General features: G+C 70.5%; 17 protein-coding genes. 16 read left to right on the top strand and 1 reads right to left on the bottom strand.

All coding sequences use genetic code 11. The features are described from left to right. Nucleotides 1-57 precede the first annotated feature (57 nt). Together LBC97_13450 and LBC97_13445 are read left to right on the top strand one after the other, a co-directional pair. A complete protein-coding gene (locus tag LBC97_13450; protein MDR2567031.1) occupies nucleotides 58-1,020 on the top strand; it encodes a PAC2 family protein in 963 nt (320 codons plus the stop codon). A 147-nt stretch (nucleotides 1,021-1,167) separates the two neighbouring features. Next, nucleotides 1,168-1,371, top strand: a complete 204-nt coding sequence (locus tag LBC97_13445; protein MDR2567030.1) for a cold-shock protein — start codon at nucleotides 1,168-1,170, stop codon at nucleotides 1,369-1,371. 101 nt (nucleotides 1,372-1,472) lie between these two features. Here the strand turns inward: LBC97_13445 and LBC97_13440 are convergent, their stop codons facing one another. Next, entirely contained in the window at nucleotides 1,473-2,252 is a 780-nt protein-coding gene (locus tag LBC97_13440) for a fused MFS/spermidine synthase (GenBank protein MDR2567029.1), read from the bottom strand. A 9-nt stretch (nucleotides 2,253-2,261) separates the two neighbouring features. Between LBC97_13440 and LBC97_13435 the strand changes: the two genes are divergently transcribed. The 14 genes from LBC97_13435 to LBC97_13370 all read left to right on the top strand — a co-directional run bounded on the left by LBC97_13435 (nucleotide 2,262) and on the right by LBC97_13370 (nucleotide 18,426). Continuing rightward, complete coding sequence (locus tag LBC97_13435; GenBank protein MDR2567028.1) at nucleotides 2,262-3,419, top strand: DNA polymerase IV; 1,158 nt, start codon at nucleotides 2,262-2,264, stop codon at nucleotides 3,417-3,419. A 72-nt stretch (nucleotides 3,420-3,491) separates the two neighbouring features. Next, entirely contained in the window at nucleotides 3,492-3,860 is a 369-nt protein-coding gene (locus tag LBC97_13430) for a DUF3040 domain-containing protein (protein ID MDR2567027.1), read from the top strand. Between the two features lie 412 nt (nucleotides 3,861-4,272). Further along, nucleotides 4,273-4,698: a cell division/cell wall cluster transcriptional repressor MraZ gene (locus LBC97_13425; protein ID MDR2567026.1), complete on the top strand. Its 426-nt coding sequence runs from the start codon at nucleotides 4,273-4,275 to the stop codon at nucleotides 4,696-4,698. Nucleotides 4,699-4,876: 178 nt separating this feature from the next. After that, nucleotides 4,877-5,827 (top strand): 16S rRNA (cytosine(1402)-N(4))-methyltransferase RsmH, encoded by a 951-nt coding sequence (gene rsmH / locus LBC97_13420; GenBank protein ID MDR2567025.1) that lies wholly within the window; start codon nucleotides 4,877-4,879, stop codon nucleotides 5,825-5,827. Beyond that, nucleotides 5,824-6,342 carry a hypothetical protein gene (locus LBC97_13415; GenBank protein ID MDR2567024.1) on the top strand — a complete coding sequence of 173 codons (519 nt, stop codon included), beginning with the start codon at nucleotides 5,824-5,826 and terminating at the stop codon, nucleotides 6,340-6,342. The genes rsmH and LBC97_13415 overlap by 4 nt, the downstream gene beginning before the upstream one ends. Beyond that, nucleotides 6,339-8,459: a hypothetical protein gene (locus LBC97_13410; GenBank protein ID MDR2567023.1), complete on the top strand. Its 2,121-nt coding sequence runs from the start codon at nucleotides 6,339-6,341 to the stop codon at nucleotides 8,457-8,459. The genes LBC97_13415 and LBC97_13410 overlap by 4 nt, the downstream gene beginning before the upstream one ends. 6 nt (nucleotides 8,460-8,465) lie before the next feature. Continuing rightward, nucleotides 8,466-10,004: a UDP-N-acetylmuramoyl-L-alanyl-D-glutamate--2,6-diaminopimelate ligase gene (locus tag LBC97_13405; GenBank protein ID MDR2567022.1), complete on the top strand. Its 1,539-nt coding sequence runs from the start codon at nucleotides 8,466-8,468 to the stop codon at nucleotides 10,002-10,004. Then, nucleotides 10,001-11,410, top strand: a complete 1,410-nt coding sequence (locus LBC97_13400) for a UDP-N-acetylmuramoyl-tripeptide--D-alanyl-D-alanine ligase (protein MDR2567021.1) — start codon at nucleotides 10,001-10,003, stop codon at nucleotides 11,408-11,410. Before LBC97_13405 ends, LBC97_13400 begins: the two co-directional genes overlap by 4 nt. After that, a complete protein-coding gene (gene mraY, locus LBC97_13395) occupies nucleotides 11,404-12,489 on the top strand; it encodes a phospho-N-acetylmuramoyl-pentapeptide-transferase (GenBank protein ID MDR2567020.1) in 1,086 nt (361 codons plus the stop codon). The genes LBC97_13400 and mraY overlap by 7 nt, the downstream gene beginning before the upstream one ends. Beyond that, nucleotides 12,486-13,880 carry a UDP-N-acetylmuramoyl-L-alanine--D-glutamate ligase gene (gene murD, locus LBC97_13390; protein ID MDR2567019.1) on the top strand — a complete coding sequence of 465 codons (1,395 nt, stop codon included), beginning with the start codon at nucleotides 12,486-12,488 and terminating at the stop codon, nucleotides 13,878-13,880. Before mraY ends, murD begins: the two co-directional genes overlap by 4 nt. Next, a complete protein-coding gene (locus LBC97_13385) occupies nucleotides 13,870-15,108 on the top strand; it encodes a putative lipid II flippase FtsW (protein MDR2567018.1) in 1,239 nt (412 codons plus the stop codon). The genes murD and LBC97_13385 overlap by 11 nt, the downstream gene beginning before the upstream one ends. Continuing rightward, nucleotides 15,105-16,193, top strand: a complete 1,089-nt coding sequence (locus LBC97_13380) for a UDP-N-acetylglucosamine--N-acetylmuramyl-(pentapeptide) pyrophosphoryl-undecaprenol N-acetylglucosamine transferase (protein MDR2567017.1) — start codon at nucleotides 15,105-15,107, stop codon at nucleotides 16,191-16,193. Before LBC97_13385 ends, LBC97_13380 begins: the two co-directional genes overlap by 4 nt. After that, nucleotides 16,190-17,488: a UDP-N-acetylmuramate--L-alanine ligase gene (locus LBC97_13375; GenBank protein ID MDR2567016.1), complete on the top strand. Its 1,299-nt coding sequence runs from the start codon at nucleotides 16,190-16,192 to the stop codon at nucleotides 17,486-17,488. Before LBC97_13380 ends, LBC97_13375 begins: the two co-directional genes overlap by 4 nt. After that, a complete protein-coding gene (locus tag LBC97_13370; GenBank protein ID MDR2567015.1) occupies nucleotides 17,488-18,426 on the top strand; it encodes a cell division protein FtsQ/DivIB in 939 nt (312 codons plus the stop codon). The genes LBC97_13375 and LBC97_13370 overlap by 1 nt, the downstream gene beginning before the upstream one ends. Nucleotides 18,427-18,511: the final 85 nt, after the last annotated feature.

The raw sequence follows: 18,511 nt of genomic DNA, 5'->3' as shown, positions 1-18,511 counted from the left end.
ACTCCTCCTGAGCCCCGCACGCCTTGGGGGCCGGGAATAAGGTCCAAGGTCCCAGTGTTGACTACTGCATCGCGCAACCAACCGGAGGGGGAAACCATGAAGAAGCTTTACAAAATCCATCCCGACGCGGCAGCCGCGCTGGCGCAGAATGATGCCTCGCCCGTGCTTTTGTACGCCTTCGACGGCTTCATCGACTCGGGCATAGCCGCCGGTCTGGCGATCGGCGACCTGGTCAGCCAGCCCGACTCGCAACGTCTGGTCAGCTTCAACACCGACGAGTTGGTGGACTACCGCTCCCGGCGCCCGCCCATGGCGTTCTCCGCCGAGGGCTGGTCCGGCTACCACGAGCCGCAGCTCGGCATCGACTTGGTGCACGATGCCGACGGGTCGCCCTTTCTGCTGATGTACGGCACCGAGCCGGACTCGCGTTGGGAGGCTTTCACGGACGCGGTGATCGAGGTCGTTGAGACCTTCGACGTGCGCCTGGCCGTCGGCATGCACGGCATGCCCTCCGGGGCGCCGCACACCAGGGAGTGGAAGGTGACCGGCCCCGGCAACGCCAGCGAATTGGTCGAACGGATCGCGGGGCGGTCTGACGCGACACTGCAACTGCCGGGCTCCGCCATGGCGTTGACCGAATACAAACTGCGGGAGGTCGGGCGTGACGCCCACACCTTCGTGGTGCACGTGCCGCACTATCTGACGCAGATGCCCTCCCCAATCGCGACGGCCAAACTGATGAAAGAGGTCGGCGCGGCGACTGGGCTCAATTTCGACCTGTCGCGGCTGCAGGAGGGGGCCAACGTGCAGCGGGAGCAGATCGACCAGCAAATCGCCGAGCAGCCCGAACTGGCCGATGCCATCAAGAAGATGGAGGACGAATACGACCGGCGCCCAACTGCGGGAACGGTCGAACTGCCCGCTGGGCCGCTGCCGAACGGGGACCAGCTCGCAGCCGAATTCGAGCAGTTCCTGGCTTCTCAAAACGGTGACAATCAGGCCGGTCCCTTTACCGATTGAGTCTCGGCATGCCACAATCGTGGCTGCGGCGGTTTCGCGAGACCGGGCAAGCGTCTTTCCGGAGACCGAGCTGGGGCCTCATGGATAAGCGGTATTTTGGTGGCTCAGCATCCGGCTGGGCCTCGGTCCCCGGAAGGAACATAGTTCATGGCTACAGGAGTAGTGAAGTTCTTCACTCCTGAAAAAGGTTACGGTTTCATTGCCCCCGATGGCGGCGGCCGCGACCTGTTTGTGCATTATTCAGCGATTCAGTCCGACGGCTTTCGGACCCTGGAAAAGGATCAGCAGGTCGAGTTCGACATAGTCGACTCGCCGAAGGGTCCCCAGGCTGCCAACGTCAAGCCCGTCTGACCAACTGGTCCGGCCGAACCCGGGACCCGGGTTCGGCCGGACGATTTCTCTTTCACCCGGTCCCCAGCGGGGTTGGCCCCGGTGTCAGTTCGGGTTGGCCGTCAGGCCGCCCAGCGCCGGACGTCGCTAGCGCCCATCAGGCGGGCGGGGAAACCTCCGCCCGCCAGCAAACGCGCCAGTTCGCGTTCTTGCGCTGCGCCGAGCGGCGAATTGGAGGCCACCAGAACGGCGTTGCCCCGGCGGCGCCCGCGCCACTGTCCGGGCTCGGCGATCACCGCGACGTAGTCGAACGGCCCCGCCAAAGTGCGCGCTTCGCGCCGGGCGCGGGGCAGCCCCGGCTGGTCCCCGCAATTCGCCAAGTAGAGGCCGCCGGGCGCGAGCGCCTGGGCGGCCGCCGCCGCTGCCGTCAGATCGGCCAAGTCCTCGGGCGTCCGCCCGCCTTGGTCGAACACGTCCCTGACGATCAACTCCTGCGAGCCGGGCGGCCGGGCCCGAAGCGTGCGGGCGGCATCGTCCACCCGAATGCGCAAGACGGGCGAGCGCGGCAACGGCACCTGGGCGCGGACGGCGGCGGCGAGCTTCGCGTCGACCTCGACCGCGAGGTGGCGCGACGCGGGCCAGCGGGTCGCCACCGCCCGTGGCAGCGCGCAAGCGCCCGCCCCAAGGTGCAGGCAGCGCAGGCGGGCGTCCTTGGGCCAGACGACTTCCGTGGCGGCTAGCATCCAGTTCATGTACTCGAACTCCAACAGGTCGCTCCGGGAGGCGAACCACTGCGAGGAGGGCCAGCCGTTGACGTAAAGCGTCACCGAATCCCCGTCGACTTCGAAGCGGGCCTCGCCCGTGTCGATGGCGAACGGCTGGGTGGAAATCACATCCTCCATAATGGCCGTATGGAGCGCTCCATCATGCACGTGGACATGGACGCGTTCTTCGCCTCGGTCGAACTGATCGACCGGCCGGAATTGCGCGGCCGGCCGGTGGTCGTGGGGCGGCTCGGCGGGCGCGGGGTGGTCGTGGCCGCCACCTATGAGGCGCGCCGCTTCGGCGTGCACTCCGCCATGCCGGTCGGCCAGGCGCGGCGGCTGTGCCCCCAAGCGGTCTGGATTGAGCCGCACCGGGAAGCCTACGTGCGCGTCTCGGCCGGGGTCATGGGCCTGTTGGCGGAGGTCACGCCGCTGGTCGAACAGGTCTCGATCGACGAGGCGTTCCTCGACCTGACGGGCTCGTTGGCGCGGCTCGGGCCGGCGCGCGGGATTGGCGAGGCGGTCCGCCGGTCCGTGCGGGAGCGCTTCGGCATCACTTGCTCGGTCGGGATAGGGCGGTCCAAGTCGGTCGCCAAGATCGCCTCGGAGCGCGCCAAGCCGGACGGCTTGGTGGACGTGCCCGCAAACCAGACGCTCGCGTTCCTGCATCCCCTGCCGATGTCCGCGCTGTGGGGGCTGGGGCCCAAGACCGCGGCGACCCTCGGTTCGCTGGGTCTGGCGACGATCGGCGACCTGGCCAAGTCCCCGGACGAGCAGATTGTCCGCGCGATCGGCCAGGCGGCCGCCGCCCACTTGCTGGCCTTGGCACGGGGGATGGACCACGCCCCGGTCGAGCCGCATCGCGAGGAGAAGTCGATCGGCGCCGAGGAGACGTTCGAACACGATCTGCCCTGGGGGGACGGCCTGCGCCGCGAAGTTCTGCGCATGGCGGACAAGGCGGCGCACCGCCTCAGGCGGGCGGACCTGTTGTGCCAGACTGTGTCGATCAAGCTGCGGACGGCCGACTTCAAGACGTTCTCGCGGTCCCGCACGCTGGCCTCGCCGACGGACCAGACCAAAACCGTCAACGCGGTGGCCCAGTCCCTGGTGGCCGCCTTGGTGCCGGTCGGCGGCCATGTGCGCCTGGTCGGAGTGCGTTTGGAGAACTTGGTCGGCCGGGCCGGGCAGCCCATTCAGCCGGCCCTCGACCAGGCCGACGGCGAGGGGCCGGGGATCGACCGGATCGCCGATCAGGTCCGCCGCCGGTTCGGCGACGGCTCGGTGACGATCGGTACGCTAATTTGATAGCGAACAAGGCCCACGGGCCCGGCGCTTGAAAGTATGCTTTAACTGTCCTAAGTGAGGGGGGTGACCGCAATGCCACTATCTGAGTACGAACAGCGTGTTTTGGACCAACTGGAAGCTCAGCTTGCCTCAGAGGATCCCAAGCTGGAGTCGCGCATGGCGGCGGTTGCCGCGCCTCGCCGCAGCCGCGTGGCCTTGGGCGTCTTCGTCGGCCTGATCGGCCTGGCCGCGCTGGTGCTGGGAGTCGCGGTGTCGCAGCTCTGGGTGTCCTTGCTCGGGTTCCTGGTCATGTTCGGTGGCGCCTATTTCGCCTTCACCAAGCCGAAGGGGCCGTCGGCGGACCCCGCCGCCGGGCCGAAGGCCCCGAAGGCCAAGCCGCCCCGCAAGCCCGGCTTGTCGGAGCGGTTCGAGAAGCGGTTCGAGGAACGCGACGGGCTCTGACGTCCCGTCCGCCAGCGCGGGTTTGACCCCGCCGCCCGCTTTCACGGCCTGACGGCCGGTCTCTCCACCCGCCTCCACTCGGGGCGCTCCATTTTCCTCCACCAGCAGCCCAGCGGCTGTGTGCCCGTAGTCCGCTTGGGGTTTCGCCACGGCCGAAAGGCTCCCAGCCAGCCGCTACGCCGGCTGCGAACGCGGGCAGCGGCGACGGCGGCGCGATCCGCGTGGGTGACCCCACGGCATCGGAACCTGTGGCGGCGCGCCGACCCATCCACTTCCCTCCACCGAATTCACCAGGCATGATGTCCAGATTTTGGTCAATTTCGGGCCTAAACGGCGCTGTGGTGGGCTCGCGTGGAGTAAAGTGGAGCCACTTGTAGTGAGCTGGGTTGGATTGGCCGGAAAGGAGGGCGTTGTGAGCGAGGCGTGGGGCGAGTCGTTCATCAAAATGGATGACAAGAACCGCATCATCCTGCCCGCCCGCGCCCGCCCCGCCATGGCCGCCGGCACCTACCTCTCCAAGGGCCAAGGCGACTGCGTCTTCCTCTTCTCCAAGCCCCAATTCGACGCGTATCGGGAGCGCAACCGCTCCGAGGCGCCCCAGGGGATGGCCCCGCTCGACTTCGACCGGGTCTTCTACTCCTCCGTGGTGCCGCAGGACATGGACAAGCAGGGCCGCATCTCCATTCCGGTGGGCCTGCGCCAGTACGCGGGCCTGGCCAGGGAACTGGCCGTGATCGGGATGGAAACGCACACGGAAATCTGGGACGCCGACCGCTGGCGGACCTACCTGGAGCAGATCCAGGCGCAGTACTCGCAGCTCAAAGAGGGGGTGAGGTAACGCCCCCGACGGGCCCGTCCCGCCGCACGGCTTGGTCTCCGCCCCGCCAATTGATTCTGACGCCACTTCCCCGGCGCCAGACGCAACCGGCGGGTTGGGGACCTGGTCGGGTGGAGGAGGGCCCCCGACCAAACCTTTTTGACCCCAATCGACATCATCGCCCAAGAAAGGACCACCAATGGAGCAGGCACTCGGGGGGCACACGCCAGTGTCCCCGGAGCGTTTTCTCCAACTGGCCGGTCCGGCTTTGGCGCGCCCGGGCGCCGTTTACGTGGACGCCACCGTTGGGCTGGGCGGCCACGCCGCCCTGGTCGCCGCCCGCTTCCCGGCCGCCCGCATTGTGGGCCTTGACCGCGACCCGGTCGCGGTGGCGCGGTCCCAGGCGCTGTTGGGCGCCGCCGCCCAGGTGGTGGCGGCCCCGTTCGCCGAACTCTCCCAGGTCCTGGACCGCTTGGACGTGCCCGCCGCCGATGCCGTCTTGTTCGACCTCGGCGTCTCCTCCGTTCAGCTAGACCTCGACGAGAGGGGTTTCGCCTACTCCCGGGACACGTTCCTGGACATGCGGATGGACCAGTCCACGGGTCCGACCGCCGCCGACATCCTGGCGACCTATTCGAAGGCCGACCTCGCCAGGGTGTTGGCCGAATTCGGCGAGGAGCGCTTCGCGGGCCGCATCGCCCGCGCCGTGGTCCAGGCCCGGGCCGAAACGCCGATCGAGCGGTCGGGCCAACTGGTCGACTTGATCCGGGCCGCCATCCCGGCGCCGGCGCGGCGCACCGGCGGCCATCCCGCCAAGCGCACCTTTCAGGCCCTGAGGGTGGCGGTCAACGGCGAGTTGGAGCAAATCAAAGCCGGCCTGCCCGCCGCGATCGAACGCCTGGCCGTTGGCGGCCGGGTGGTGGTCATGAGCTACCAATCCCTTGAGGACGCGCTGGTCAAACGGGTTCTGGCGGAGGGCGCCAAGTCGAGCGCGCCGCCCGGGCTGCCAGTCGAGCCGGAACAGACAAAGCCGTACTTGAAGCTGTTGACGCGGGGCGCCGAACACGCTTCGCCGCAGGAGACCGCCGCCAACCCCCGCTCCCAGTCCTTGCGGCTGCGGGCGGCCGAGAGAATCAGGAAGACACCATGAGCGCTGCTCCAGCCGCCACTCCGATCCGTCGCGGGGTTGGACGCCCGGCGGCGGCGCGGACCGCCCCGGCCGCGCCGCTGCGACTGGTCGTCGCGCCGAAGCGGCGGCGGGGATTCCAGCTTTACGTGGGCCTGTGCCTGACTCTGCTGGCCGGCGCGCTCGGTACGGTCCTGTGGCTGAACACGGCGCTGGCCCAGGGCTCCTTCGAGATCCGCGAGTACCAGGTCAAACTGAACCAGCTTGAGATCGAGCGGGAGGCCATCAACGAGGCGCTGGTGGCCAGGGCGGAACCGCGGGCGTTGGCCGCCAAGGCGACCGAGTTGGGAATGATCGAGGTGCCCGCCACCGGTTACCTGGTGCTGCGGGACGGGGTGATCATCGGTTCGGCGCCGCCGGCGGGCAGCGACCAAGGTGAGAACCAGAGTGAGGGACAAGACGCCGGCGAGTCCGGCGAAGAGGGCTCAGGCGCGGGCGGCGACCCGGCCGGGCCGGGCGAGGAGGCGGGGGCCGAATGATGGGAAACAAGCCGCATCAGCCACCGGCGGGACGCGGGGGAGCGGGCGGCCGGATTCCCGCGCGCGGGGGCCCCGCGCGCCCGGCGCCTGCCCAGGGTCAGCCCGCCGGGGTCGCGCGTCCCCCGCGCGCTTTGGCTCGCGCCAGCGCGGGGGCTCCTGCCGGTCGCCGCGAGTCCGCTTCCGGGTCGCACCGGCCGCACCGCCCAGAGGTCGCCAAGGCCGGCCAGGCCGCCAAACCCGGCGGGGCCGGAACGGCCGGGGCTCCGAACGGCCCGTCCGCCCGCCCGAGCCCGCCGCGCTGGCTCGAACGGTTGTGGCGCTGGCTGACCGGGATCGGCAACCCGGCCAGCCGCCAAGGTTTGGTGCGGGTTGTGGTGATGTTGGTGCTGGCGGTGTTCGCCGTCCGCCTGGTGGAGCTTCAAGTGGTGGACGGCCCGGCCATGGCGGCCGAAGGCCAGGCCAACCGGATGGCCACGACGGTCCAGCCGGCGGAGCGGGGCCAACTCATCACCGCCGACGGCACGGTGCTGGCGGACGACGTGGCGCGCTATGAGATCCAAGCCAACCCGAAGGTCGTGAACGCGCGGGACGCGGAGGGCAAGCTGATTGGCCCGGGACCGGCCAAGCTGGCCGAGGAGTTGGCGCCGCTGGTGGGCTTGGACCAGGCGGAGTTGGAGCAAACCCTCAGCCAACCCGACCTCACGTGGGTGGCGTTGGTCAAACACGCGCCCCAAGACCAGTGGGACCAGGTCAGCCAAGTCGTGGACGCCTACCGCAAGAAGGGCGTCGATCCGGGCATCTACGAATCGAAGCACTACATCCGGTCCTATCCGGCGGGGAACCTGGCGGGAAACCTGGTCGGCTACCAATATGAGACCGAAGAGTCCAAGGGCGACAAGCGGTACACGGGGTTGGAAGACAAGCTGACCGACAAGTTGACCGGCAAAGCGGGCGTGACCAAGACCGAGGTCGGCGGCAACCAGCAGCCCATCCCGGGCGGCAAGGTGGTCTCCGACCCGGCACAGCCGGGCTGCGACGTCACCCTCACCATCGACTCGACGCTTCAATTCGAAGCGCAGGAGCTGATTCAGGAGCGGGTGGACCAGGCCAAGGCCCGCTACGGCATGGCGATCGGGATTGACATCCCCACCGGCGAGGTCCTGTTCCTGGCGGATTCGGGCACACCCGATCCGGCCCACCCGACGGGCGAAACCAATTCGCACGCGCTGGAGAGCATCTTCGAGCCGGGTTCGACCGGCAAGGTGGTGACAATGGCCATGCTGCTGGAGGAGGGTTTCGCCACGCCGGCCAGCCGCTACACCGTGCCGGACAACGTCACCTTGGGCGGGCAGTGGTTCAAGGACTCCTCCGGCCACGCGACCTATCAGCTGACTCTGGCTGGGATCCTGGCCAAGTCTTCGAACGTGGGCACGGTGCTCGCTGCCCAGGAGGTGCCGGACGCCACCCGTTACGAATACCTGAAGAAGTTCGGCTTCGGCGAGTCGACGGGGATCGAGTTGCAGGAGGCGTTGGGCGTGGTCCACAAGCCGGGCGTCCTGCCGGACACGGACGGACAACCCTACTGGGACGGCCGGACCAGGAGCAACGTGCTATTCGGCCAGGGCCTGTCGGTCAACGCCCTGCAGGCCACGGAGGTGTTCGCGACGCTGGGCAACGGCGGCCTGCACGTCCGCCCGCATCTGGTCAAAGGCTGGAGTTGCGGGGCGGCGGGCTTCCAGGCCGCGCCGGCCGCCGCCCAGGACCGGGTCACCTCGCCGGAGACGGCCGCCCAGGTGATCGCCATGATGGAGGCCGCGGTCGAGGGCGGCACCGGCAAGAGCGCCGAGGTGGCCGGCTACCGGACGGCGGGCAAGACCGGCACGTCGCAGATGTACGAGGACGGCAAGGAGATCCACGTCAGCTCCTTCGCGGGCGTGTTGCCGGCCGAGAACCCCCGCGTCGCGATCGGCGTCTTCGTGGTCGATCCGACGTCCGGCGGCTACTACGGCGCCGAGGTCGCCGGGCCGGTTTTCGAGAAGATCGGCGCGTCCGCCGTGGACCGGTTGGGCGTGCCGCCTTCGACCACGACCCCGGCGGAACTGCCGTTGGAATGGTGAAAGCCCGTGCTGCGTCCGTCCGCCGCCCGCCAGGTTTTGTTGCCCGATGCCGCCGCCCAGTTGCCGGGGGCCCGTCTGGCTGGCTTCGGCGCGGCCGGGTCTGACCGGTCAGGAGGCCCGGACGCCGGGGCGCCGGTCGCCCTGGCCGGCCTCACCCTGGCCAGCGCCGATGTGGCGCCGGGGGATCTGTTCGTGGCTTTGCCGGGCGCCAAGACCCACGGCGCCCGCCACGCGCGCGCCGCGCTCGCGGCGGGAGCCCGCGCGGTACTGACCGACGCGGCGGGGGAGGCCCTGCTGGCGCCGGACACGCCTCGGATCGTGACCGAGGACGTCCGGGCCAAACTCGGCGGTTTCGCGGCCTGGTTCTACGGCCATCCCGCGCGCCGCTTGGCGTTGGTCGGGGTCACCGGGACCAACGGCAAAACGTCCACGGCCCACCTGCTGGAGGGGGCGTTGGCGGAGCATTTCGGCCGGGTGGCGCTGCTCGGCACGATCGCCGCCCGGATTGACGGCGAACAGTTGCCGTCCGCCCGCACCACGCTGGAGGCGCCCGCGCTGCAGGCCGCCTTCGCGGCGATGGTCGAACGGGGGGTGCGCGCCTGCGTCATGGAGGTGTCGTCCCACGCGCTGGCCCAGCACCGGGTGGACGGGTTCCGCTTTGACGTGGTCGCCTTCACCAATCTGACGCGCGACCACTTGGATTACCACCACACGATGGAGGAATACTTCGCCGCGAAGGCGGCCTTGTTCGCGTCCGGGCACGCCCGGCGCGGGGTGGTCAACCTGGAGGACGAGTGGGGGCGGCGGTTGGCCCGTCAGGCCGGGATCCCAGTAGAAACGCTCTCCGCCGTCCCGCCCGCCGACTGGCTGGCGCTGCCGGAGCCGGCGGCGCCCGGCGCGGCCCGCTTCCTGCTGAGCGGCCCAGACGGCGTGCTGCTGCCGGCCGAAGTCGCCCTGCCGGGCGCGTTCAACGTGGCCAACGCGGCGTTGGCGCTGGTCAGCGCCATGGCTTTGGGTGTGGCGGCCGAAGCGGCGGCGCGCGGTGTGGCGGCGGTCCGTTCGGTGCCGGGCCGGATGGAGGTGGTCCCCGGACCGGCTGGGGCCCCCCTGGTGGTGGTGGACTACGCCCACGCCCCGGACGCGGTCGCCAAAGCGCTGGCCGCGCTCAGGCCGCACACCGCCGGAAAGCTGATCGCCGTGCTGGGCGCCGGCGGGGACCGGGACCACGGCAAGCGGGGGTCCATGGGCCGCGCGGCGGCCGCCGGAGCGGACTTGGTCTTCATCACCGACGACAACCCCCGCGGCGAAGACCCCGCCGCGATTCGCGCGGAACTCCTGGCCGGGGCCGGCGCGAAGGCGAGGGAAGTGGCGGACCGGGCGGACGCCATCGGGCAAGCGGTCGCCGAAGCCGGCGGGGCCGATACTGTGGTGATCCTCGGCAAGGGCCACGAACGGACGATTGACTACGGTGGGGAGCTCAAACCCCACCTTGATCCGGTCCAGGCCCGGCAGGCACTGGCAGCGAAGACGGAAGGCAGTCAATGATCCCGTGGAACCCGGTCGGCTTGGCCACCGCGATTGGGGCTGAACTCAGCCCCGAAGTGGACCGCGCGGCCGTTCTGACCGATGTCGTGATCGACTCCCGCCTGGCCGGCCCGGGCGCGGTTTTCGTGGCGCTGCCGGGGCAAAAGGCCAACGGCCTCGACTTTGTGGGCCAGGCCGTCGCGGCCGGCGCCCCGGTGGCGGTGGTGGGCCAGGCCGTGCCGGGACCCATTGCCCTGGTCGAAGACCCGGTGGCGGCTCTTGGCCACTTGGCCGAACTCGCCCTGCGCCGGGCCCGGGTGGCGGCGCGCGACATGACGGTGATCGCCCTGACGGGTTCCACGGGCAAGACCACCACGAAGGATTTGCTGGCGCGTGTCACCGCCACGGCCGGGCCGACGGTGGCGGCCGAGGGTTCGTTCAACAACCACCTGGGCGTCCCGCTGACGGTGGTCAAGGCGGGCCGGGACACGGCCTTCGTCGTGGTGGAGATGGGGGCCAACCACGAGGGCGAGATCGCGGCGCTGGCCCGGATCGCACCGCCGGACGTGGGCGTGGTGCTCGGCGTGGGCAAAGCCCACCTCGGCGAGTTCGGCTCGCGGGAAGCCATCGCCAGGGCCAAAGCCGAATTGCTCGCCGGCTTGACCCCGTCCGGCACGGCCGTCCTCAACATGGACGATCCGTTGGTGCGGGCCATGGCCTTCGGCGCGCCGGAGAAACTGATCACCTTCGGCTTTGACGACATGGCCCGAATTCGCGGCCTCAGGCGCGGGTTGGCCCCCAGCGGACGGCTGCACTTGACCGTGGCGGACCAGGACGCTCGGCATTCGGCGCGGATCGAGACGGGGCTGGTGGGGCGGCACCTGGCGATCAACGTTGTGGCGGCGGTGGCGGCGGCGGTGGCCGCGGGCATTCCATTGCCACAGGCCGCGCAGGCGCTGGACGGCGTCACCGCCGCCAGCCCGCACCGGATGGCGTTGGTCGACCTGCCGGGCGGGGCCACTTTGGTGGACGATTCCTACAACGCCAACCCCGAGTCGATGGCCGCCGCCCTGGAGACCTTGTCGCGCCTGGCCAAACAGGCGGGCCGGGGCGCGATCGCGGTCCTGGGGGAGATGCGGGAACTGGGCAAAGACGGGGCGTCCGAACACACCCGGATTGGACGGCTGGCGGGAAGGGCGGGCTTGGAACGGTTGATCGTGGTGGGCGAGGGCGCCCAGAACATCGCCTCGGGCGCGGCATCCAACGGATTGGCTGGCAAAGCCATAGAGTTTTGGCCAGATGTGGCCGGCCTAGCCGGCCACTTGCAGTCAATCGCAGGCCAGGAGTTCATTTTGATCAAGGGTTCCCACGGCACCGACTTGTGGAAGGTGGCCGATTCTCTGATCGGGAAAGACGCCCAATGCTGAACATTCTGTACTCGTTCGCGCTGGCCTTGGTGCTGGCGCTGTTCGGCACGCCCTTGTTCGTCCGCCTCCTGGTCAAGAAGTCCTTTGGCCAGTTCATCCGCCAAGACGGCCCCACGGCCCACTACATCAAGCGGGGCACCCCGACCATGGGCGGGGTGGTGATCATCCTGGCGGCCGTCGTGGCCTACCTCGGGGCGGATCTGATCCTGGCGCGCACGCCGCGCCCGGCCGGGCTGCTGGTGCTGCTTCTCTTTGTCGGCATGGGCCTGGTCGGCTTCGTGGACGATTTCATCAAGATTTCCCGCCAACGCTCGCTGGGCCTGAGGCCCGTCTGGAAGTTCGCCGGCCAGGGCGCGGTGGGCGTCGCCTTCGCGCTGCTGGCGATCAACCTGCCGGGCCGGTCGGGCTGGACTCCCGGCTCGTTCAAGGTTTCGTTCTTGCGGGACACCTCGATTGACCTGGCGTTCGCGGGCCGGACGCTCGGGATAATCCTGTTCGTCCTGTGGGCCAACTTCCTCATCACCGCGTGGACCAACGCCGTCAACCTGACAGACGGCCTGGACGGCTTGGCGACCGGCGCTTCGGCCATGGTCTTCGCCGCCTACGTGATCGTGGCTTTGTGGGGGATCTCCAACTTGTGCGGGGAGGTCGACTCGATCGCCCATTGCTATGTCATGAGCGATCCGTTGGACGTGGCCATGGTCGCGGCGGCCATCACCGGCGCCTGCCTGGGCTTCTTGTGGTGGAACGTCCATCCGGCCGCGATCTTCATGGGGGACACCGGCGCGCTCGCCCTGGGCGGCGCCTACGCGGGCCTCTCGATCGTTACCCGGACCGAGGTGCTGGCCGCGATCATCGGCGGGCTGTTCGTGTTGGTGGCCGCCAGCGACATTATCCAGATCGGATGGTTCAAGCTGTCGGGCGGCAAACGGGTCTTCAAGATGGCGCCCCTGCACCACCACTTCGAGTTGTCGGGGTGGGGCGAGGTGACCATCGTCATCCGCTTCTGGCTGATCTCCGCCCTGTTCGTGGCCGTGGGCCTGGGGCTGTTCTACGCGGAATGGGTGGTGGCCAGATGATCTTCGAAGACCGCCGCGTCGGGATAGCCGGGCTGGGCGTGTCCGGGCGGGCGGCGGCGGCCGCCTTGGAGCCGCTGGGGGCGGACCTCTGCCTGATCGACGACGTGGCGGACGGCGCCCGGCGACCCGACCAGGTCGAACTGGAGACCCTGGACCTGCTGGTCGTGTCGCCCGGTTGGGCGCCGTCCTCGCCTTTGCTGCGGGCCGCGCGGGAGGCGGGGCTGCCAATCTGGTCGGAGGTGGAACTGGCCTGGCAGCTGCGGGCCAACCCCGCCGCCCCGTGGCTGGCGGTCACCGGCACCAACGGCAAGACCACCGCCGTCTCAATGCTCGCGGCCATGTTGAAAGCGGGCGGCGCCACCGCGCGGGCGGCCGGAAACGTGGGCGACCCGCTGGTCACCGCCGTGCTCGCGGAGGACGTGGAGGTTTTCGCCGTCGAGTTGTCGTCTTTCCAGCTGCATCACACCCACTCGATGCGGGCGCTGGCGAGCGTGGTCCTGAACGTGGCCCCCGACCACCTTGACTGGCACGGCTCCCGCAAGGCGTATGCGGCGGACAAGGCGCGCGTCTGGCACGGGGTCCAAGACGCGTTGGTCTACAACGCGGACGACTTGGGCGCGGCCCGCTTGGCCAAAGCCGCCAAAGCCGCCGATGCCGCCCGGCCGGCCCGCCCGGTCAGCTTCACTTTGCGCGCCCCCCGGCTGGGGCAGCTGGGGGTGGTCGACGGCTTGTTGGTGGACCGGGCCTTCTCCGAGCGGCGCTACCGCCACGCCGAGGCCCTGGCCTCGTTTGACGACTTGAACCATTTGGCCGGGCCAGACGGGCGAGTGGCGCCGCACTTGGCGGCCAACGCCCTGGCCGCCAGCGCTCTGGCGTTGGCCTACGGGACCCCGCCGGACGCGATCGGCGGCGCGTTGAGCGGTTTCCACCTGGGGGCCCACCGGCTGGCCAAGGTAGGCGCGGCGGGCGGGGTGCGGTTCGTGGACGATTCGAAGGCGACCAACGCCCACGCGGCGGCGGCGGCCCTGGCCTCTTTCCCGGCCGGGTCGGTCGTCTGGATTGCCGGCGGTCTGGCCAAGGGCGCCACTTTCGAGACGCTGGTGACCGACCGCGCCGACCGCCTCAAAGGGGCGGTGCTGATCGGCCTGGACCACGCCGCTTTGGCGACGGCCCTGGCCGGGCGGGCGCCGCAAGTGCCGGTGGTCGAAGTGGAGCCCGGCCCCGAGGTGATGGACCGGGCGGTCAAGGCGGCCGTGGGCCTCGCCGACGCGGGCGATTCGGTCCTGCTCGCCCCGGCCGGCGCCTCAATGGACCAATTCGAGTCCTATGCGGATCGCGGCCGCCAATTCGCGGACGCCGTCGCGCGGCTGGGGGGCGCCAATGTCGCCTGAGAGGCTTCATTCGCTGCGCACCGCCCACCTGATGATCCTGATCTCGGTGGCGTTGCTGACCGTGATCGGCTTGTTCATGACTATGTCCGCGCACACCATCGCGGCGCTGGCGCAAGGCCAAAACCCGTACCAGGCCGGGATTGACCAGGCGGCTTTCGCGGGGATCGGGGTCCTGGCCGGCGCCGTGCTGGCCCACACCCACCGCCTGCTGGGGCGGGCGGTGGCCTGGAGCGCGCTGCTCGCCACCCTGGCGCTGCAGGGCTTGGTCGTGTTCACGTCGCTTGGCCGCGGCGAGTTCGGCAACCGGAACTGGCTGGACCTGGGTTTCACAACCATCCAGCCGTCCGAGTTCATCAAGTTCGGCTTGGCCCTGTGGCTCGGCTCGGTGCTGTCCTACAAGAAGGACGTGCTGGCCAAATGGTCGGAACTGGTGGTGCCGGGGCTGATCGGCATAGCGATCGGGATGGGCCTGGTCTTGAAGGGGGACGACGCGGGCACCGCGCTGGTGATTGGGCTGATGGCGTTCGGCGCCCTGGTGTTGGCCGGGGTGCCCTGGTCCAAATTGGCGTTCTTGGCGGGCTCGCTGGGCGCGGTCGGGGTGGCGATCGTGATTGGCGCCTCGCACCGGCTCAACCGGCTGATGGTGGCCTACAACCCGGAGGCTTGCGAGGAGCTGGCGGACCAGTGCTGGCAGATCCGCCAGGCGGAATACTCGCTGGCGTCCGGCGGCTGGTTCGGCGCGGGCCTGGGCGCCTCGCGGGGCAAGTGGGCCTACCTGTCGCAAGCGGAATCCGATTTCATCTTTGCGATCATCGGCGAGGAGCTTGGCCTGGTCGGCACGTTGACCGTGCTGGTGCTGTTCGGGTTGCTGGGTTTCGGGCTGTTCCAGGTGGTGCGTCTGCACCCGGACCGGTCCGTGCAGATCGCGGTCGGGACGATCGGCTGCTGGATAGAGGGTCAGGCGCTGATCAACATCGGCATGGTGATCAAGCTGCTGCCGGTCATCGGCGTGCCGTTGCCGTTCGTCTCCGCCGGCGGGTCGGCGTTGATCGCCTGTTTGGCCGCCATTGGGGTGGTGTTTGGGCTGATGCGGACCGATCCGGAGGTGAAGAACGCCCTGAGGGTTCGCTCGCGGCGGGCCAGCCGGGTGGCGGCGGTGACTGACGGCGGCGCGCCGGGCCGGGCGGCCCGGTCCGTCCGGGGCGCCCGCGGCGGAGGCGGATCGTGAGGTTGGTGCTGGCCGGGGGCGGCACTTTTGGCCATGTTGGCCCGCTGCTGGCGACCGCGCGCGAACTGCGCCGTCGCCACGGCGACGTCGAATTGCGGGCCGTGGGCACGGCCGAGGGGATAGAGGCGGAACTGGTTCCGGACGCCGGCGTGGAGCTCGTGGTGATACCCCGCGCCCCGCTGCCGCGCCGCCCCGGTGCCTACGCCGTCCGGTTCCCAATGCTGTGGCGGCGGGCGGTCACGTCGCTTGGCCAGTTGTTCCGCGACTTCCAGCCCCATGCCGTGGTGGGCTTCGGCGGGTATGTCGCCACCCCCGCCTACCGGGTCGCCGCCAAGGCGGGCGTGCCGATCGTGGTCCACGAGGCCAACGCCAGGCCGGGGCTCGCCAACCGCTGGGGGGCGGCCCGCGCCGCCGGGGTCGGGGTGGCGTTCGCGGACACGGCGCTGCCGGGCGCCGAATTGGTTGGAATGCCTTTGCGACCCGAGTTGGCTCGGCTGGACCGGGCCGCGCTGCGGCCCGAGGCGCAGGCCATCCTGGGCCTGGACCCGGACCGCCGGACCTTGCTGGTGGCGGGCGGATCCCTGGGGGCGGCCAGCCTCAACCAGGCCCTGGCGGGAGTGGCCCCGGCGCTGCTGGCGGCGGGGGCGCAAGTGCTGCACCTGACCGGCCGGGGCAAAGGCCAGGCGGTGCGGCAGTCGGTGGCGCGGCTTGACGGCACCCAGCGGTATCACGTCCTGGAGTACTTGGACCGCATGGAGTTGGCGCTGGCCGCCGCCGATTTGGCGGTTCAGCGGGCCGGGGCGGGCACGGTCCACGAGCTGGCTTGCGCCGGCCTGCCAAGCGTCCTGGTGCCGTTGCCCGTCGGCAACGGCGAACAACGGCTCAACGCCGCGGGGCTGGTCGGAGCCGGGGGGGCGAACCTTGTGGCGGACGCCGAGTTCGGTGCCTGGGCGGCGGACAACCTGGTCGGCCTGCTGTTCGACCAGGACCGGTTGGCGGGCATGGCCGCCGGTGCCGCCACGGTGGCGATCCGCGACGGCGCCGAGCGGCTGGCCGACCTGGTCGAGGCGGTGGCCCGGCCATGAGCGAGGCGGTTCACCTGATGGGCGTGGGCGGAGTCGGCATGGCCGCCGTGGCCGAATTGGAGCTTGGCCGGGGCGGGCGCGTGTCCGGTTGCGACGGGCGCGATTCGGCCACCCTGGCTCGCCTGGCCGCCCTCGGGGTTGCCACCTGCGTGGGCCACGACCCGAAGCATCTGGACGGAATCGACCGCCTGGTGGTGAGCAGCGCGATCAAGCCGGACAACGCGGAACTGGCCGCCGCGCTGGCCAGGCCGGACGTGACCGTGCAGCACCGTTCGCAGGCGCTGGCGGCGATCGCGAACCAACGACGTCTGATCGCGGTGGCGGGCACCCACGGGAAGACCACCACCTCGGCTATGGCCGTGGCGGCCCTGGAGGCGGGCGGGTTCGACCCGTCGTACGCCGTCGGCTCGGAGCTGATCGGGCGCGGATCGGGCGCGCGCCTGGGCGCGGGCGACGTGATGGTGATCGAAGCCGACGAATCGGACGGGTCTTTCTTGAACTACGCGCCGCTGGTGGCGGTGGTGACCAACGTCGAACTCGACCACGGCGATCATTACCCCAGTTGGGAGGCGTATCTTGAGGCTTTCACGGCCTTCGCCGACCGCATCTTGCCGGGCGGCTGTCTGATCGCCTGCGAGTGCGACCAGGGCGCGCGCGCGTTGATGGACCATGTGGCGGCGCGGCCGGAACCGCCGGAGATCATCGCCTACGGCGCCGGCGGCGGATGGTCAGACCTGGGCCTGACCGGGCGTCACTTGGCGCTCAACGCGGAGGCGGCGGGGCTGGCCGCCGAGTGGCTGGGCGCGGACCGGGAGCGGGCGCGGGCCGGCTTGGCGGCTTTCGCCGGGACTGCCAGGCGGTTCGAGGAGCGCGGGCGGGCTGGCGGCGTGGCCGTGGTCGACGACTACGCGCACCACCCGACGGAGATCGCCGCCACTTTGGCGGCCGCGCGGGAGCGCGTCGGCGCCGGCCGCGTGTTGGTGCTCTTCCAGCCGCACCTGTATTCGCGGACCAAGCAATTCGCGCGGGCTTTCGGGCAAGCGCTGGCCGGCGCCGACCAGGTCTGGCTGCTCGACGTCTACGGCGCGCGGGAGGAGCCCGTCGCCGGCGTCGATTCGGGCCTGATAGCCGCCGCGCTGCCCAAGGGCAGGGCGGAATGGGCGCGCGACCGGGGGGCGGTCCCGGCGCTGATTGCGCGGGCGGCCCGGCCCGGCGACATCGTGCTCACCATGGGGGCCGGGGACGTCACGGAACTGGGGCCGGCCATCCTGGCCGAACTGGAAGCCCGCGGCTGATGGGCCTGGCCGCATGGCTGGGCTTCGGCCCGGCGCCAGCCGACTTGACCGACCTGCCCGCTGGCCGGGGCCGGGCGGCCGCGCCGGACCAGCCCGGCGCAAGGCCGGCGGTTGGCCGGACGGACCGCGGGCCCAGGGGCCCACGCCCAGTCGACCGCGCCCAGGCGAACGGGCGGGAGGTCGCCCCCGGCCCCACGCCGGCCGAACTGGCCGCCCAGCGGAGCCGGGACGCCTTCCGGGCGCGGCGGCGGGCCGCCCGCTGGGCCGCCGTGGCGCGGGCGATGAAATGGCTGGTCCCCATCGCGGCGGCGGCCGGGGCGGCGGCCGTGTTGTGGTTCTCGCCGGTGTTCGCGGTGCGGGAGGGGGACATCGCGGTGGCGGGGCTGAGCGGCTGGATCGACCGGGGGGAGGTGTCGAAGGTCCTGGCCAAGGATGTGGGCGTGCCGCTGGTGCGGCTCAACCCGAAACAGATCGAGCAGCGCCTGATGGCGTTGTCCGCCGTCAAGACGGCCACGGTGACGCGGGCGTGGCCCACCGGCCTGGACGTGCGTCTGGAGCCGCGCCTGCCGGCCGCCGCCGTGCCGGATGGCGAGGGCTACCTGCTGCTGGACGCGGAGGCGAACCCGGTGGCGCAAGTTGACCAGCCCCCCGAGGGCCTGCCGGTGATCGCCGTGCCTTTGACGGAGGGCAACCGGCGGACGGTCGAGTCGGTGCTGCGCGTGGCCGCGTCCCTGCCCGAATGGCTGACGGCGGAGGTGGCGTCGATTGGCGCCGAAACCGAGGACACGGTCGCGTTGACGTTGAACAGCGGCATCCAGGTGCTTTGGGGCGACTCCTCGAACGTGCCGGTCAAGGCCGCGGCGGTCCAGATCCTGATGAAGCAGCCGAACGTGGAGTCGATCGACGTGACGGCCCCAGAGTCCCCGGTGGTCCGCTGACGAAAGCGGTGCCGAGCTGGTCTGGCTGATCGCCCTCAGCGCAACCGGGCGAGAAGCGGAATGCGGGCGCCAGCCCGGGCGTTTG

This window comes from Bifidobacteriaceae bacterium, assembly GCA_031281585.1.
Taxonomy (GTDB): domain Bacteria; phylum Actinomycetota; class Actinomycetes; order Actinomycetales; family WQXJ01; genus JAIRTF01.
The sequence above is the reverse complement of the archived record's forward strand: the minus strand, read 5'-3'. Positions and strand labels throughout refer to the sequence as shown.